Source organism: Citrobacter arsenatis (assembly GCF_004353845.1).
Lineage (GTDB): Bacteria > Pseudomonadota > Gammaproteobacteria > Enterobacterales > Enterobacteriaceae > Citrobacter > Citrobacter arsenatis.
The window spans coordinates 1,752,669-1,768,897 of record NZ_CP037864.1; the positions used below are offsets into that span (position 1 = coordinate 1,752,669).

General features: G+C 51.4%; 14 protein-coding genes. 8 read left to right on the forward strand and 6 right to left on the reverse strand.

Translation table 11 applies throughout. The features are described 5' to 3' along the window. The first annotated feature begins 18 nt into the window (after nucleotides 1–18). The 3 genes from gsiB to gsiD are packed head-to-tail and all read left to right on the forward strand — an operon-like array spanning nucleotide 19 to nucleotide 3,438. Nucleotides 19–1,557, forward strand: coding sequence for a glutathione ABC transporter substrate-binding protein GsiB (gene gsiB / locus E1B03_RS09355; protein WP_103768901.1), 1,539 nt, complete (start codon nucleotides 19–21; stop codon nucleotides 1,555–1,557). A gap of 46 nt (nucleotides 1,558–1,603) precedes the next feature. Next, the gene (gsiC, locus tag E1B03_RS09360; protein ID WP_032942797.1) at nucleotides 1,604–2,524 is read left to right on the forward strand and encodes a glutathione ABC transporter permease GsiC; all 921 of its coding nucleotides are present in this window, start codon (nucleotides 1,604–1,606) and stop codon (nucleotides 2,522–2,524) included. A gap of 2 nt (nucleotides 2,525–2,526) precedes the next feature. Continuing rightward, complete coding sequence (gsiD, locus tag E1B03_RS09365) at nucleotides 2,527–3,438, forward strand: glutathione ABC transporter permease GsiD (protein WP_103768902.1); 912 nt, start codon at nucleotides 2,527–2,529, stop codon at nucleotides 3,436–3,438. Between the two features lie 94 nt (nucleotides 3,439–3,532). On the opposite strand, the gene rimO is transcribed toward gsiD, so the two are convergent. Beyond that, on the reverse strand, nucleotides 3,533–4,840 hold the full coding sequence (rimO, locus tag E1B03_RS09370) for a 30S ribosomal protein S12 methylthiotransferase RimO (RefSeq protein WP_103768903.1): 1,308 nt from the start codon (nucleotides 4,838–4,840) through the stop codon (nucleotides 3,533–3,535). Between the two features lie 469 nt (nucleotides 4,841–5,309). Between rimO and glgP the strand changes: the two genes are divergently transcribed. Beyond that, nucleotides 5,310–7,760, forward strand: a complete 2,451-nt coding sequence (gene glgP / locus E1B03_RS09380) for a glycogen phosphorylase (protein ID WP_133086095.1) — start codon at nucleotides 5,310–5,312, stop codon at nucleotides 7,758–7,760. Between the two features lie 31 nt (nucleotides 7,761–7,791). Here the strand turns inward: glgP and E1B03_RS09385 are convergent, their stop codons facing one another. Further along, nucleotides 7,792–8,718: a LysR family transcriptional regulator gene (locus E1B03_RS09385; protein WP_103768906.1), complete on the reverse strand. Its 927-nt coding sequence runs from the start codon at nucleotides 8,716–8,718 to the stop codon at nucleotides 7,792–7,794. A gap of 220 nt (nucleotides 8,719–8,938) precedes the next feature. Between E1B03_RS09385 and bssR the strand changes: the two genes are divergently transcribed. Next, nucleotides 8,939–9,322 carry a biofilm formation regulator BssR gene (gene bssR / locus E1B03_RS09390; protein WP_006685335.1) on the forward strand — a complete coding sequence of 128 codons (384 nt, stop codon included), beginning with the start codon at nucleotides 8,939–8,941 and terminating at the stop codon, nucleotides 9,320–9,322. Nucleotides 9,323–9,424: 102 nt separating this feature from the next. Next, nucleotides 9,425–10,522 carry a PQQ-dependent sugar dehydrogenase gene (locus tag E1B03_RS09395; RefSeq protein ID WP_133086096.1) on the forward strand — a complete coding sequence of 366 codons (1,098 nt, stop codon included), beginning with the start codon at nucleotides 9,425–9,427 and terminating at the stop codon, nucleotides 10,520–10,522. A gap of 5 nt (nucleotides 10,523–10,527) precedes the next feature. Here the strand turns inward: E1B03_RS09395 and E1B03_RS09400 are convergent, their stop codons facing one another. Further along, a complete protein-coding gene (locus E1B03_RS09400) occupies nucleotides 10,528–11,154 on the reverse strand; it encodes a glutathione S-transferase family protein (protein WP_103768908.1) in 627 nt (208 codons plus the stop codon). 329 nt (nucleotides 11,155–11,483) lie between these two features. On the opposite strand from E1B03_RS09400, the gene dacC reads away from it, so the two are divergent. Continuing rightward, nucleotides 11,484–12,686, forward strand: coding sequence for a serine-type D-Ala-D-Ala carboxypeptidase (dacC, locus tag E1B03_RS09405; RefSeq protein WP_032940149.1), 1,203 nt, complete (start codon nucleotides 11,484–11,486; stop codon nucleotides 12,684–12,686). Nucleotides 12,687–12,731: 45 nt separating this feature from the next. Here the strand turns inward: dacC and deoR are convergent, their stop codons facing one another. Next, nucleotides 12,732–13,490 (reverse strand): DNA-binding transcriptional repressor DeoR, encoded by a 759-nt coding sequence (gene deoR / locus E1B03_RS09410; RefSeq protein ID WP_133086097.1) that lies wholly within the window; start codon nucleotides 13,488–13,490, stop codon nucleotides 12,732–12,734. 64 nt (nucleotides 13,491–13,554) lie between these two features. After that, on the reverse strand, nucleotides 13,555–14,163 hold the full coding sequence (gene ybjG / locus E1B03_RS09415; protein WP_103769016.1) for an undecaprenyl-diphosphate phosphatase: 609 nt from the start codon (nucleotides 14,161–14,163) through the stop codon (nucleotides 13,555–13,557). Between the two features lie 297 nt (nucleotides 14,164–14,460). Between ybjG and E1B03_RS09420 the strand changes: the two genes are divergently transcribed. Next, nucleotides 14,461–15,693 (forward strand): MFS transporter, encoded by a 1,233-nt coding sequence (locus E1B03_RS09420; protein ID WP_103768910.1) that lies wholly within the window; start codon nucleotides 14,461–14,463, stop codon nucleotides 15,691–15,693. Nucleotides 15,694–15,910: 217 nt separating this feature from the next. Here E1B03_RS09420 and E1B03_RS09425 read toward each other — a convergent pair whose 3' ends face one another. Further along, on the reverse strand, nucleotides 15,911–16,192 hold the full coding sequence (locus tag E1B03_RS09425) for a hypothetical protein (protein WP_103768911.1): 282 nt from the start codon (nucleotides 16,190–16,192) through the stop codon (nucleotides 15,911–15,913). Nucleotides 16,193–16,229 lie beyond the last annotated feature (37 nt).

Below are 16,229 nucleotides of genomic sequence, written 5' to 3' on the forward strand. Positions count from 1 at the left end.
GGGTTTAAGGAGAATAACATGACAAAAATTGTTGCTCGAAAATGGCTGGTTGCTGTGGGTGTGGCCTCTGCGCTGGCCGCAACACCTGGCTGGGCCGCCAAGGATGTGGTGGTGGCGGTAGGATCCAATTTCACCACGCTTGACCCCTATGACGCGAACGACACGTTGTCGCAGGCGGTAGCGAAGTCGTTTTATCAGGGGCTGTTTGGCCTTGATAAAGAGATGAAGCTGAAAAATGTGCTGGCGGAGAGCTATACGGTTTCTGATGATGGCCTGACTTACACCCTTAAGCTGCGTCAGGGCGTGAAGTTTCAGGATGGCACTGAGTTCAACGCTGATGCGGTTAAAGCTAACCTCGATCGTGCCAGCAATCCGGAAAATCATCTGAAACGCTACAACCTGTATAAGAATATCGATAAAACCGAGGTCGTCGATCCGTCGACGGTGAAGATTACGCTGAAACAGCCGTTCTCTGCCTTTATCAATATTCTGGCGCACCCTGCAACGGCGATGATTTCTCCCGCCGCGCTGGAGAAATACGGTAAGGAGATCGGTTTTCATCCTGTGGGGACCGGGCCGTACCAGCTTGATACCTGGAATCAGACGGATTTTGTGAAGGTTAAGAAGTTCGCGGGCTACTGGCAGCAAGGGCTGCCAAAGCTGGATACCATTACCTGGCGCCCGGTGACCGACAACAACACGCGTGCGGCCATGCTGCAGACCGGGGAAGCGCAGTTTGCCTTCCCAATCCCTTACGAGCAGGCGGCATTACTGGCGAAGAACAAAAACCTGGAACTGGTGGCCAGTCCGTCTATCATGCAACGTTATATCAGTATGAACGTCACGCAAAAACCATTCGACAACCCGAAGGTGCGTGAAGCGCTAAATTATGCCATCAACCGCCAGGCGCTGGTGAAAGTGGCTTTTGCCGGGTACGCGACACCGGCCACCGGCGTTCTCCCACCATCGATTGCCTATGCGCAAAGCTACACACCATGGCCTTACGATCCGGCGAAAGCGCGCGAGCTGCTGAAAGAAGCAGGCTATCCGAACGGTTTTACCACCACGCTATGGTCTTCACATAACCACAGTACCGCGCAGAAAGTGCTGCAATTTACCCAGCAGCAGCTGGCGCAGGTGGGCATTAAAGCTCAGGTAACGGCGATGGATGCCGGACAGCGCGCGGCGGAAGTTGAAGGAAAAGCGCAGAAAGAGAGCGGGGTACGGATGTTCTACACCGGCTGGTCTGCCTCTACGGGTGAAGCTGACTGGGCGTTGTCACCGCTGTTTGCATCACAAAACTGGCCGCCGACTCTGTTTAATACGGCGTTCTACAGCAACAAACAGGTGGACAGTGATTTAGCGGCAGCGTTGCAAACCAACGATCCGGCGCAGAAAGCGAAACTGTACAAGGATGCGCAGGATATTATCTGGAAAGAGTCGCCGTGGATCCCGCTGGTCGTGGAGAAACTGATTTCGGCGCACAGTACCAGGTTGACCGGGTTCTGGATCATGCCAGATACCGGATTTAGCTTTGATGATGCGGATTTAAAATAAGCTATTCATTCGGCCCCGTAGCCCAGGGGCCGGCGAAGGGAGCGTGATGCTTAACTATGTTTTCAAGCGCCTGCTGGGGTTGATTCCAACTCTGTTGATTGTTGCGGTGCTGGTATTTTTATTTGTTCACCTGCTACCCGGCGATCCGGCCCGGCTGATTGCCGGACCGGAAGCTGACGCCGAGGTGATTGAACTGGTGCGCAAGCAGCTGGGTCTGGACCAGCCGCTGCATGTTCAGTTCTGGCATTACATGACCAACGTGTTGCAAGGCGATTTTGGGACCTCGATGGTTTCTCGTCGTCCGGTGTCAGAAGAGATAGCCAGTCGTTTTATGCCATCGCTATGGCTGACCATTGCCAGTATGGCGTGGGCGGTGTTATTCGGCATGACGGCAGGGATTATTGCTGCGGTTTGGCGCAATCGCTGGCCGGACAGATTAAGTATGACGCTGGCGGTCACCGGGATCTCGTTCCCGGCGTTTGCGCTTGGCATGTTGCTTATGCAGATATTCTCCGTTGAGCTTGGCTGGTTGCCCACCGTTGGCGCTGACACCTGGCTGCACTATATCCTCCCGTCTATCACGCTGGGTGCGGCGGTGGCTGCGGTGCTGGCCCGGTTTACCCGCGCGTCGTTTGTCGATGTGCTCAGTGAAGACTATATGCGGACCGCACGGGCCAAAGGGGTGAGTGAAACCTGGGTGGTGTTAAAACATGGTCTGCGTAATGCGATGATCCCGGTGGTCACCATGATGGGACTACAGTTTGGCTTTTTGCTCGGCGGCTCTATTGTGGTTGAGAAGGTGTTCAACTGGCCAGGGCTTGGGCGACTGTTGGTGGACTCAGTCGAAATGCGCGACTATCCGGTGATTCAGGCCGAAGTGTTGTTGTTTTCTCTGGAGTTTATTCTTATTAACTTAGTGGTGGATGTGCTTTACGCCGCCATTAATCCGGCTATCAGGTACAAGTAAGGATGCGATTTTTTAACTGGCGCCGACAGGCGATTTTAAATGCGATGCCCCTTGTTAAGCCTGAGCAGATACGCACGCCGTGGCATGAATTCTGGCGTCGCTTCCGTCGCCAGCACATGGCAATGTTTGCGGGGTTATTTGTCCTGCTGCTGATAGCGGTGGCGATTTTTGCGCGCTGGCTGACGCCATTTGATGCCGAGAACTACTTCGACTATGACCGTCTGAATGATGGACCGTCGATGCTGCACTGGTTTGGCGTTGACTCGCTGGGACGGGATATCTTTAGCCGCGTGCTGGTCGGCGCACAAATCTCGCTGGCAGCGGGGGTCTTTGCCGTATTTATTGGCGCGGCGATTGGCACGGTGTTGGGGCTGTTGGCGGGATACTACGAAGGCTGGTGGGACCGACTGATTATGCGTATCTGTGATGTGTTGTTTGCCTTTCCGGGGATTTTGCTGGCGATAGCCGTGGTCGCCGTGCTGGGAAGCGGCATTGCGAACGTGATCATTGCCGTGGCCATTTTCTCCATTCCGGCCTTCGCGCGTCTGGTGCGTGGAAACACGCTGGTGCTGAAGCAGCAGACCTTTATTGAATCTGCGCGCAGTATTGGCGCCAGCGATGCGATCATCATTTTTAACCATATTCTGCCCGGTACGGTTTCATCGATCGTGGTCTTTTTTACCATGCGAATTGGCACGTCGATTATCTCTGCCGCGAGTCTGTCATTTCTGGGATTGGGCGCGCAGCCGCCGACCCCGGAGTGGGGGGCAATGCTCAATGAAGCTCGGGCTGATATGGTGATCGCGCCGCACGTGGCGATTTTCCCGGCGGTGGCGATATTCCTGACGGTGCTGGCGTTTAACCTGCTGGGAGATGGTCTGCGCGACGCGCTGGACCCGAAAATTAAAGGGTGAACCGTAGGCCTGATAAGACGCTTCAGCGTCGCCATCAGGCATTGCCGGATGCGGCATAAATGCCTTATCCGGCCTACAGTTGGGTTGCGCTTACTTAAACGCGGGAGCCCCACAGATCGTATTCATCTGCGTTTTCGACCTTCACGCGGATGATATCACCAGGTTTCACCTTGGTTTCGCCATTCAGGTATACCGCGCCGTCGATTTCCGGGGCGTCAGCCATACTGCGACCAATCGCGCCTTCTTCGTCAACTTCATCAACGATAACCAGAATTTCGCGGCCCACTTTCTCCTGCAAGCGTTCCGCCGAGATCTGCTGTTGCAACTGCATAAAGCGGTTCCAACGTTCTTCTTTCACCTCTTCCGGGATTTGATCCGGCAGGTCATTGGCACCAGCGCCTTCAACCGGGCTGTATTTAAAGCAGCCCACGCGGTCCAGACGCGCTTCCTTCAGGAAGTCGAGCAGCATCTGGAAGTCTTCTTCCGTTTCACCCGGGAAACCGACAATGAAGGTTGAACGCAGCGTCAGTTCAGGGCAGATTTCACGCCACTGCTTGATGCGCGCCAGCTGTCTGTCCACGGAGCCTGGGCGTTTCATTAGCTTGAGAATACGCGGGCTGGCATGCTGCAGCGGGATATCCAGATACGGCAGAATTTTCCCTTCCGCCATCAGCGGGATCACGTCATCAACGTGCGGGTAAGGATAGACGTAATGCAGACGCGTCCAGATCCCCAGTTTTGATAACTGCTCGCACAGATCAACCATGCTGGTTTTGACCGGCTCGCCGTTATGGAAACCGGTGCGATGCTTCACATCCACGCCGTAGGCAGAGGTATCCTGAGAAATGACCAGGATCTCTTTTACGCCCGCATCCACCAGACGTTTAGCTTCGCTGAGGACGTCGCCAATAGGGCGGCTCACCAGATCGCCACGCATCGACGGAATAATGCAGAACGTGCAGCGGTGGTTGCAGCCTTCAGAAATTTTCAGATAGGCATAATGACGCGGAGTCAGCTTGACGCCCTGCTCAGGAACCAGACTCTGGAACGGGTTGTGCTTAGGTTTTGGCACATAGTGGTGAACGTGCTCCAGAACCTGTTCGTAGCTATGAGGTCCGGTGATTTCCAGCACCTTTGGATGGACTTCACGGATCTGATCGACTTTCGCGCCCAGACAGCCGGTAACGATCACCTTGCCGTTTTCGTTCAGCGCTTCGCCGATTGCTTCCAGGGACTCCTGAACCGCGCTGTCGATAAAGCCGCAGGTGTTAACGATTACCATATCCGCGTCGTCGTAGCTTGGCACAACATCATAGCCTTCGGTACGAAGTTCGGTCAGGATGCGCTCAGAATCGACGAGGTTTTTCGGACAACCTAGTGATATAAAACCAATTTTTGCCATTTTCTTATACTGTACATTGCTCGTAATCGGGGGATTATACAGATGCCTTCACGGTACATCTATATCTGATCAGCATAAGACCGGGAGAATAAAGACCAATACCTATAAATAGTGGATCGGTTAGCGGAAGGTGTTTAGCGACTCTAATTCCGGCTTTAAGTGTCACTTCTTGGCTGTAGAAATTAATTAGCGTAAATTTTATCTCGTCGAGCGTTATTAATGAGGTTAAATTTGAAAGATATTGTTTTGCAGTCGAAACTTGAAATGGCTAAAACTCTTTATGCTAATGGTGTGAGTTTATATTATATATCACTGGCCACGGGCTTAAGTTGGCGTATATTAATGACAGAATTAACGTTTGTCGCCAGTCATGAAATTATTCGGCAAAATTCTGACGCTCGCAAACCCAGAGTTTAAATAATTCACCTGTCTATTACCCATCCTACAAAATTTGAAAGGTAACGTTAATATGTATATTTCGCCACTGCCGCTCGCGGCGGACTCTGATGTTGATAAACTGAGAGACGATATTGCTAATAAACTTTTATTTACTATTGGCAAAGATCCCGCCATCGCCACGAAACGGGAGTGGCTTAATGCGACGTTATATGCGGTACGCGATCGAATGGTCGAGCGCTGGCACCGTTCTAATCGGGCACAATTCTCTCAGGATGCGCGCCAGGTTTATTATCTGTCGATGGAGTTTTTAATTGGCCGCACGCTGTCTAATGCGCTGCTCTCGTTAGGTATTTACGACGAAGTAAGAAGCGCGCTGGAGGCAATGGGGCTTGAACTCGAAGAGCTGATTGATGAGGAAAATGATCCCGGGCTTGGGAATGGCGGTCTCGGTCGTCTGGCGGCCTGTTTCCTTGATTCTCTGGCAACGCTTGGCCTGCCGGGATGTGGATATGGTATTCGCTATAATTACGGGATGTTTAAACAAAATATCGTCGACGGCGTACAAAAAGAATCGCTGGACTATTGGTTAGAATATGGTAATCCGTGGGAATTCAAACGTCATAATACGCATTATAAAGTGCGCTTTGGCGGGCGATTGCAACAAGAAGGGAATAAAACCCGTTGGCTTGAAACTGAAGATATTCTGGCGGTGGCCCATGACCAGATTATTCCCGGCTATGCGACGGACACCACCAATACATTGCGGTTGTGGAACGTTCAGGTAAATAGTGAGGTCAATGCGGGCAAACTGAATCAGCAGGAAGACTTTGCTACGGAAGTGGAAAACAAATACCACTTTGATCGGATCTCACGAGTACTGTATCCGGATGATTCGACCGATGCAGGACGTGAACTGCGTTTACGCCAGGCCTATTTCCTGGCCTCGGCCACGATTCAGGACATCCTGAGCCGTCATTATCAGTTGCACCGCACTTACGATAATCTGGCCGATAAAATCGCGATTCACCTCAATGATACGCATCCGGTACTGGCGATCCCTGAGCTGATGCGTTTGCTGATTGATCATCACCAGTTTAGTTGGGATAACGCGTTTGACGTGACCTGTCAGATTTTTTCTTATACCAACCATACGTTGATGAGCGAGGCGCTGGAAACCTGGCCGGTGGAAATGCTAAGTCGAATTTTACCGCGTCATTTGCAGATTATTTTTGAGATTAACGACCGCTTCCTGAAGACGTTACAGGAGCGCTATCGCGATGACAGCGAACTGTTGCAGCGCGTATCGCTGATTGATGAATCTCATGGGCGTGTGGTGCGAATGGCCTGGCTGGCGGTGGTTGTCAGCCATAAAGTAAATGGCGTGTCGGCGTTGCATTCAAAGCTGATGACCGACTCTCTGTTTGCTGATTTTGCGCGTATTTTTCCCCTGCGTTTCACCAACGTAACCAACGGTGTCACGGCGCGGCGTTGGCTGGCGCTGGCAAACCCTGCGTTATCCAACGTACTGGATGAGAATATTGGTGAAAGCTGGCGGACCAAATTAATGCAGTTGGGTGAGTTGAAGCAGTATATAGACTATCCCACTGTGAATGAGGCGGTACGCCGGGCGAAGAATGAAAATAAGCAGCGACTGGCGCAACATATTGCCACCCATTATGGCGTGGTGGTGAATCCAGATGCGCTGTTTGATGTGCAGGTGAAACGTATTCACGAATACAAGCGGCAGCTTATGAATGTGCTTCATGTGATCACGCGCTATAACCGGATCAAAGCCGCACCGGATGCCAATTGGGTTCCACGTGTCAATATTTTTGCCGGAAAAGCCGCCTCGTCTTATTACATGGCGAAGCAAATTATCCGCTTAATTAACGATGTGGCGCAGTTAGTTAACAATGACCCGCAAACAGGCGGCAAACTGAAGGTGGTTTTCATCCCGGATTACAGCGTCAGTCTCGCACAGCTGATTATTCCGGCGGCCGATCTGTCAGAACAAATTTCCCTGGCCGGGACGGAAGCCTCCGGGACCAGCAATATGAAGTTTGGTATGAATGGCGCGTTGACCATCGGTACGCTCGACGGCGCGAATATTGAAATGCGTGAGTACGTTGGCGAAGATAACATCTTTATCTTTGGTAATACGGCCAATCAGGTTGAAGCCTTGCGACGCGATGGCTATGACCCACGACGCATCTTTGAAAAAGATGAAGAACTGCACCTGGCGTTGACGCAAATCGGTACGGGGATGTTCAGCCCGCAGGAGCCTGGACGTTACAGAGACGTGCTGGATTCATTGATCAACTTTGGTGACAACTACCAGGTGTTGGCAGATTACCGCAGCTATGTGGACTGCCAGGATGCGGTGGATGAGCTGTATCGAACTCCCCGCGAGTGGACGACAAAGACGATGCACAATATTGCCAATATGGGGTATTTCTCGTCGGACAGAACGGTGCAGGAATATGCCGACCATATCTGGCGCATAGCTAAAATTCGCGTATAGCAATTTCCCTGGCGCTGGGCCTCCCTGGTTTTCATAACAGGGAGGCGGTTTGCAAATCGGCAAGAATAGGGGAGAGAATCTTATGGGTATTGCTGTCTTTGCGCGATGAAGCAAACACACTAAATTGCGGCAGGGGAAACGGCGTGTTTATTTTTTTCAGCCCATACAGATGAGCATGTGTTGCAAATACCTTTTCTGGAATCACCCCTAAACAATGGGTATTGGACACAATTGTCAGTATCGCCGTAAATGATGAGGTAAGCAGGCAGCGATCCCCGGTTCTGAATTTTTTATCCACAATGCTGCGATGGTAAATGATTTTTTCATTCTTGGTATTATAACCCACCAGATTCGCGTTTCTGAATTGCGCTTCGCTAATGGAACTACCGTATAAAGCGTTATTTTTTGATGCCGCCAGTACCAGCCGCATATCGCATATTTTCTGGCATGAAAGGCTTGCTGACTCAACGGAAAATGTTGAAAAAACCACATCCGCCTGGCGCATATTTAATAACTCAATAATGCTCTGTTCATTCAGGTCGGCGGTGAGGTGCAGGAGACTGATATCGGCGTCGGTATCGATTATTCTGGCAGTTACATCGGGAATGACGATAGGGGAAATAAATGATTCCGTATAGAGTGTTAGCCTTTTTTTGGCGGCAGGCGTGGAAAGCGGCATCAGCGATGACAGTTTGTCGATAATTGGGATCGTATTATCATAAAGCTCATCAGAGTAGACCGTCGGTAACAGCGCATTTCCGCTGCGGACAAACAGATTATCCCCCATCATTTCGCGCAGTTTTCTCAAGGACTGGCTGACGGCAGAGGGGGAGATATTCAACATGTCAGCAACTCTGGAGATGCTGCCTACGCTGTAGATCAAACAGAAAATCGTCAGCAGATTAAGATCAATTTTTGATAGCGTGCGAATTTTCTCTGCATCATTTGCTTTCGACATAGACCCCTCATAATCAGCGCCACGGCAGTAATCACATCAGGTATAGCAAAAAATGTCAGGACAATCAGAAACTGACCATTTTTGCTGAGTACACAGGCTGGAGTTGTAACATTGTAAATTATGTTAATCAATTGAGCTTTGTTGATATAGGACATCTATTTGTTCAAAAAACAACCATACTATTAAGTTGCACCATGGTTGGAAAGAGGAGGAACAAAGTATGGTTGTTGACAGACTGAGAACCGATCTTCTCAACAAATTGATAAACGCCCGTATCGAACTTGCCGCTTATCTGCTGTTGAGAAAAGCGAAAGGCTACATGTCAGTCAGCGAGAGCGATCGTCTGCGTGATAATTTTTTTGTGCTGAATCGCGAATTGCACGAACAATCACAGCTTCACGGTATGCATCTTGATCAGGAAGAGTGGAATGCCCTTCATCGTGCTGAAGGGGCGTTAGCCGCCGCCGCTGTTTGTCTGATGAGTGGACATCACGATTGTCCAACCTTTATCGCCGTTAACGCAGAGAAACTGGAAAACTGCCTGACAACGCTGACGCTGAGCATCCAGTGTTTGCAATCTTATCCAACGCTGGAACACGTCTGAATCAGGGGGAGGGCGCTCCCCCTTTTCGTTAATATTATGTAAATGTGGCGGGATAATTCCCCTTGCTGGCTACGCTTTATGCAGAGCCAATAAGGAGGGGTTATGCGTCGACTTTTTCTCTGTGCTATTTCACTTGCGCTATTTTCCACTTATGCCGCTGCGGTAAAGGTGGAGGTGCTGCAAACCAAACTCGATCACCCGTGGTCACTGGCTTTTTTACCCGATAATCGCGGTATGCTCATTACGCTCAAAGGTGGTCAGCTTCGACTCTGGCAGCCTGGGAAGGGGATTTCCGACCCACTGACCGGCGTGCCCAAAGTCTGGGCAAATGGTCAGGGGGGATTGCTTGATGTGGCGTTAGCACCGGATTTTGCACAATCCCGCCGGGTGTGGCTGAGCTTTGCTGAATCCGATAGCGAAGGCAAAGCCGGTACGGCGGTAGGTTACGGGCGCCTGAGCGACGATCTCAAACATCTGCAAGGGTTCCAGACCGTTTTTCGCCAACAGCCAAAGCTTTCCACCGGAAACCATTTTGGCGGACGTATGGTATTTGATGGTAATGGCTATCTGTTTATCGGCCTTGGTGAGAATAATCAGCGGGCCAGCGCGCAGGATCTGGATAAGCTGCAAGGTAAGGTCGTACGACTGACCGATGAGGGAAAAATTCCGCCGGATAATCCGTTTGTGGGTAAGACGGGGGAGCGGGCAGAGATTTGGTCATATGGTATTCGCAATCCACAGGGGATGGCGATGAATCCCTGGAGCGATATACTGTGGCTCAATGAGCATGGTCCGCGCGGGGGCGATGAAATCAATATCCCCGAGAAAGGCAAAAACTACGGCTGGCCGATCGCGACCTGGGGCGTTAACTACAGCGGTCTTAAAATTCCCGAAGCAAAAGGTCAAATTGTTGCTGGCACCGAGCAACCCATCTTTTACTGGGAAAAGTCACCGGCGGTCAGCGGAATGGCTTTTTATAATAGCGATACCTTTCCACAGTGGCGACAGAAGTTGTTCATCGGCGCGTTGAAAGATAAAGCGGTGATCGTGCTGAATGTTAAAGGGAATGCCGTCAGCGAAGATAGTCGTCTGTTGCAGGAAAGAGGGCAGCGGATCCGCGATGTACGCGTCGGACCAGACGGTTATTTATATGTGTTAACCGACGAGTCCGACGGGGAATTACTGAAAGTGAGTCCCTGATCTGGTTAGCTGACCGGGATCATCACGACTTTTTGAAACGCCGGACGCTCGGTCAGTTGTTGATACCAGCGCTCCAGATGTGGGCGCGGAGTCCAGGTCAGGCCAACGTTGAACAGGTTATAGATGAACGGCGCAACGGCGATATCGGCAGTGCCAAACTCAGCCCCAGAGAACCAGGACTGATGCGCCAGCGCATTGTCCAGAATGGCAAACAGGTTGTCGCAAACCTGAGTACCCGCCTCAATGGCCGCCATATCGCGACTCTCGGCAGGGGTTCTGACCAGACCAAATAAGATAACCCGATGCGCAGGGCTCAGCGTTTGGTTCGCCCAGTCCATCCATTTTTCACCGATGGCCCGTGCGGCCGGGGCGTCAATCCACAAACGTTTTTGTCCGTATTGAGCCGCCAGATAGCGGACAATAGTGTTAGATTCCCACAATACAACGTCCGTTTCATCATCGCGTAGTAGCGGGACCAGTCCGTTCGGATTCAGAGCCAGATAGTCGGCATCGCGATTACCGCCATGCTGTCCGCCCGCCAGAATTTGTTTATACGGCAGTTCCAGTTCTTCGAGCGTCCACAATACTTTTTTTACGTTGGTCGAGTTATTGCGACCCCACAGTGTAATCATAGTAACCCCGCAAATTAATTGAGCAGCTTTCTGGCTGCAGATGCCATCTGACTAGCTCACATGGTGGGGTAAAGCCAATATTTACGCAACAAAGTCTAAAAAAATCGTGCCAGGAGCAGCGCAGCGCGACGTTATTGCATAAACTTTAAAAACTTTACCAACTTACGGTTTCTTTAAGCTCGTTAGTGCGTTATTACTCACCGCACTTATTTTACACGTCATCCATCAGTCCTTTTCTGCATGGGTTGGCCGAGATCGCTTGGCCGGTTTTGTGTAAACACGGTGTGGTATGACGTGGTTTTTTTGGAATGGATACTCGGGTGGCATTTATGACGCAATACTTCTCTTCACTTCGCAGCTTTGCTGCAGGTTCTGCACTCTTAATCCTTTTGGCACCGACCGTACAGGCGGCGGAGCAACCCACTGCACCACCGAGCGTGGACGCGCGCGCGTGGATCCTGATGGATTACGCTAGCGGCAAGGTGCTGGCGGAAGGTAATGCTGATGAGAAACTTGATCCCGCCAGTCTGACGAAGATCATGACCAGCTATGTGGTCGGTCAGGCGCTGAAGGCCGGAAAAATTAACCTCAATGATATGGTCACCGTGGGCAAAGATGCCTGGGCAACCGGTAACCCGGCCCTGCGCGGTTCGTCGGTTATGTTCCTCAAGCCCGGCGATCAGGTTGCGGTGTCCGACCTGAACAAAGGCGTTATTATCCAGTCTGGTAACGATGCCTGTATCGCACTCGCTGATTACGTTGCCGGTAGTCAGGAATCCTTCATCGGTCTGATGAACGGCTATGCGAAAAAACTGGGACTGACCAATACCACTTTCCAGACGGTGCATGGCCTGGATGCGGCAGGACAGTTCAGTACCGCACGTGATATGGCGTTACTTGGTAAGGCGCTAATCCACGATGTTCCGGAAGAGTACGCTATCCACAAAGAGAAAGAATTTACCTTTAATAAAATCCGCCAGCCGAACCGCAACCGTTTGTTGTGGAGCACCAATCTGAACGTGGACGGTATGAAAACCGGGACCACTGCCGGGGCGGGATACAACCTGGTGGCTTCTGCGACCCAGGGCGACATGCGCCTGATCTCCGTGGTGCTGGGAGCGAAAACCGACCGCATTCGCTTTAATGAGTCCGAAAAGCTGCTGACCTGGGGCTTCCGCTTCTTTGAAACCGTTACGCCGATCAAACCGGATGCTACTTTCGTGACCCAGCGCGTCTGGTTTGGCGATAAGAGCGAAGTTAATTTGGGTGCCGGGGAAGCGGGTTCGGTGACCATTCCGCGTGGTCAGCTCAAAAACCTGAAGGCCAGCTTTACGCTCACCGAACCACAGTTAACCGCGCCGCTGAAGAAAGGTCAGGTTGTGGGCACTATCGACTTCCAGTTGAACGGGAAATCCATCGAGCAGCGTCCGCTGATGGTGATGGAGGCCGTGGAAGAGGGTGGATTCTTTAGCCGCATGTGGGACTTTGTGATGATGAAATTCCACCAGTGGTTTGGTGGCTGGTTCTCGTAATCTTTGCGTTTGCCGGACGGTGTTATCGCCGTCCGGCAGTATCTCTTAATACATCAGCTTTATGCGTTGCGCCTTCGCATACTCAACAAACGCCTCGTCAGGGCGACTGTCGCTGATGATGGTATCAAAGCGTTTTATTTCCCCCATCCTTGCAGGACGTACCTTACCAAATTTGCTGTGATCGACCACCAGCACGTGGTGCTGCGCCATTGACATCGCCCAGTGTTTCACCGGCAGCTCTTCCAGGTTAAAACAGGTCGCGCCTTTCTCAATATGCACGCCTGCCGCGGAATAAAAAGCGATATCCGGACACAAGTTGTTTAGCGTTTCCTGGAAATCGAGCGGTTTGAAAATGGCGTTGCTGGCATGGAATTCGCCACCACACAGAATGACGCGGCACTGCGGTTTTTCCTGCAGCACCAGAAACGTATTCAGCGAGTAGCAGATTGCGGTGAAAGGCAATTCATTGTCGATAGCCTCAATGATCCACGGCGTGGTGGTACCACAGTCGAAAAAGATGGTCTGATGCGCCTGCACGAGGCTTGCCGCCTGCTGGGCGGCACGGCGTTTTTCATCAACCAGACGGGATTTTTGATCGCTGATTAAATAGTGATTGGCGCTGCGGGGTTCCAGAACAATATAGCCCCCGAGCAGGACGACAGGCGCATCGTTATTATTCAGGTCGCGACGAATGGTCATTTCGGATACGCCCAGCAGCGTCGCGGCTTCTTTGAGGTGCAGTTTATCGCTGCGTTTCAGCGCCTGCAGTAATTGACCAATACGCTCGTCGCGTCGAGTTTCCATAGTTCCCCTGGAGAGTAAAATAAGTGCTCTGTGCCGCGCTTAATACTACTCTTTTTACCGTGGGTTAGTCACGTACCCAACCTTTACGGATAGGTAGAGCAAAGCAGGCGCGATAGCAATTTTGCAAGCCAAGATACAAGGGCGCGCCAAACCGTTGCCAGATCATCTGGGCGCTCAGGCAGCCAATCAGTCCGGCGAGTAATCCTCCCAGCATATCCAGAGGCCAATGTACGCCAAGGTAGACCCGCGACCAGGCAATCGCCACGGCAACGACCATTAACAGAGCGCCCGTCCACAGGCGATGCCAGAACAGGAAAGCAAGGGCAAAGGTAAAAATAACCGTACCGTGATCGCTCGGGAAAGAGTCATCCGCCGCATGATGCAGGAAGTTGTAACCGATGTGGTCTACAAACGGACGATCGTGGGGGAACAGATGCCCCATCAGCCATGAAATCGTCAGCCCGACGATGAGGGCAAGCGCCATTTTGATGACCAACTGACGCTGAAGAGTAACCTGGGCGCGCGGTCCCCAAAGCCAGAGCACAACGGCTAACAGCGGCACGATGCTAATCAAGTCTTTGGCAATAAAAATCGCCAGCGATATCATCCATTGCGCAGAGTCCGGCGTGGCATTGATGAGATAAAAAAGTGAGTTGTTCAGATTTTCCAGCATAACATCCAGACTCAGTGTAATCGTTAAAAGGCCCATAGGGGGGAGAGCATAAAATTGCTTTCACGGAATAAAAAGCGGTCTTGTCTTATTTGTCTGCTAAATGACTATTTTTAAGACAGTTAATGAGACTTATTGAGCATGATAGCGGCCTCAACTTAAATTAACCTTAAAGCAAAATGTTCTTGAGCAAATGAGTGTAAAAATGTGCGCATTTTGCTTTCAAATCACATAATTCACTATCACCAGTACGGCGCATTTATTACACTTTGCGCGATTTTTCTATAGTTAAGAGATTGCATGCAGAACCGTTTATCTTCAGGCGCCCGTTTGGGGCGTCAGGCATTACTTTTCCCTCTCTGTCTGGTGCTTTACGAATTCTCTACTTATATCGGCAACGATATGATCCAGCCCGGAATGTTGGCGGTGGTGGAGCAATATAACGCCGGATTAGATTGGGTACCCACATCGATGACCGCCTATCTTGCTGGCGGCATGTTTTTGCAGTGGTTGCTAGGACCGCTGTCGGATCGTATTGGACGCCGCCCGGTGATGTTAACCGGTGTGCTGTGGTTCATTGTGACCTGCCTTGCAACCCTGCTTGCGCAGAATATTGAGCAATTTACCTTCCTGCGTTTTTTACAAGGGATAAGCCTGTGCTTTATTGGCGCTGTGGGTTACGCCGCAATTCAGGAATCTTTTGAAGAAGCGGTGTGTATAAAAATAACCGCGTTGATGGCAAACGTCGCGCTGATTGCGCCGCTGCTGGGACCGTTAGTCGGCGCTGCCTGGGTGCATGTTCTGCCGTGGGAAGGGATGTTTATCCTGTTTGCTGCGCTTGCCGCCATCTCATTTTTGGGTCTGCAACGCGCGATGCCGGAAACGGCAACCCGACTTGGCGAAAAGCTGTCTATTAAAGAGTTGGGCAAAGATTACAAGCTGGTGCTGAGAAACGTACGCTTCGTGGCTGGCGCGCTGGCACTGGGATTTGTCAGCCTGCCGTTACTGGCGTGGATTGCGCAGTCGCCGATTATCATCATTAGCGGTGAACATCTCAGCAGCTATGAATATGGCCTGTTGCAGGTGCCGATTTTTGGCGCGCTGATTGCCGGTAACCTGGTGCTGGCGCGCCTGACTTCACGAAAAACTGTACGTTCGCTGATTATCATGGGCGGCTGGCCAATTGCCGTCGGGCTGATCGTTGCCGCTGCGGCTACGGTGGTGTCATCTCATGCTTATCTCTGGATGACGGCGGGTTTAAGCATCTATGCGTTTGGTATTGGCGTGGCGAATGCGGGATTGGTTCGTCTGACGCTGTTCGCCAGTGAAATGAGTAAAGGTACGGTTTCTGCAGCCATGGGTATGTTGCAGATGCTGATTTTTACCGTTGGTATCGAGCTGAGTAAACACGCTTATCTGCTGGGCGGGAACGGCTTGTTTAGCCTGTTCAATCTGGCAAGTGGTGTACTGTGGCTGATTCTGATGGTTATCTTCCTGAGAGATAAACGGGTAGGGGATTCACGGGAAGGCTAAGGCCCGGTTGTCTGCAATCCAGTTCAGTTCAGCATAATTATCCCGGTAAGTTCATCATTATGCTGATAAGGGAATCACGCGGTAGGCCGGATAAGCGCAGCGCCATCCGGCAGCCTGTCGCAGATTGCCGGATGACGGCGTAAACGCCTTATTCGGCCTAACGCTTGCTAAAGCGCTTAACTGATCAGTATTACGGTTGTCCGGACCTGGCAATAACTTAGTGGTGATCGTCAATCTGGTGTTCGATAACCATCCCTTCCCCGACGCTGGCAACATGTCGCGCATAAGGATGTGCGCGATAAACCGGAGCCGGGGCAGGCGCCGGAGCAACATACACTGTTTGCGGCGCGGTCGTCACGCTGACCGCCTGCGGAACGCTGACGGAAGAGGGCACTACCACCACCTTGTAACCGCTGGGTACATCAACGGTAACGCTTTGCGCAAATGCTGTTCCTGCAAAACCCAGCAACAATGTCGCCATCAGTATACTTTTCTTCATAATCCGCTCGCCTGAAATATTCACCGGAAGTAATAAT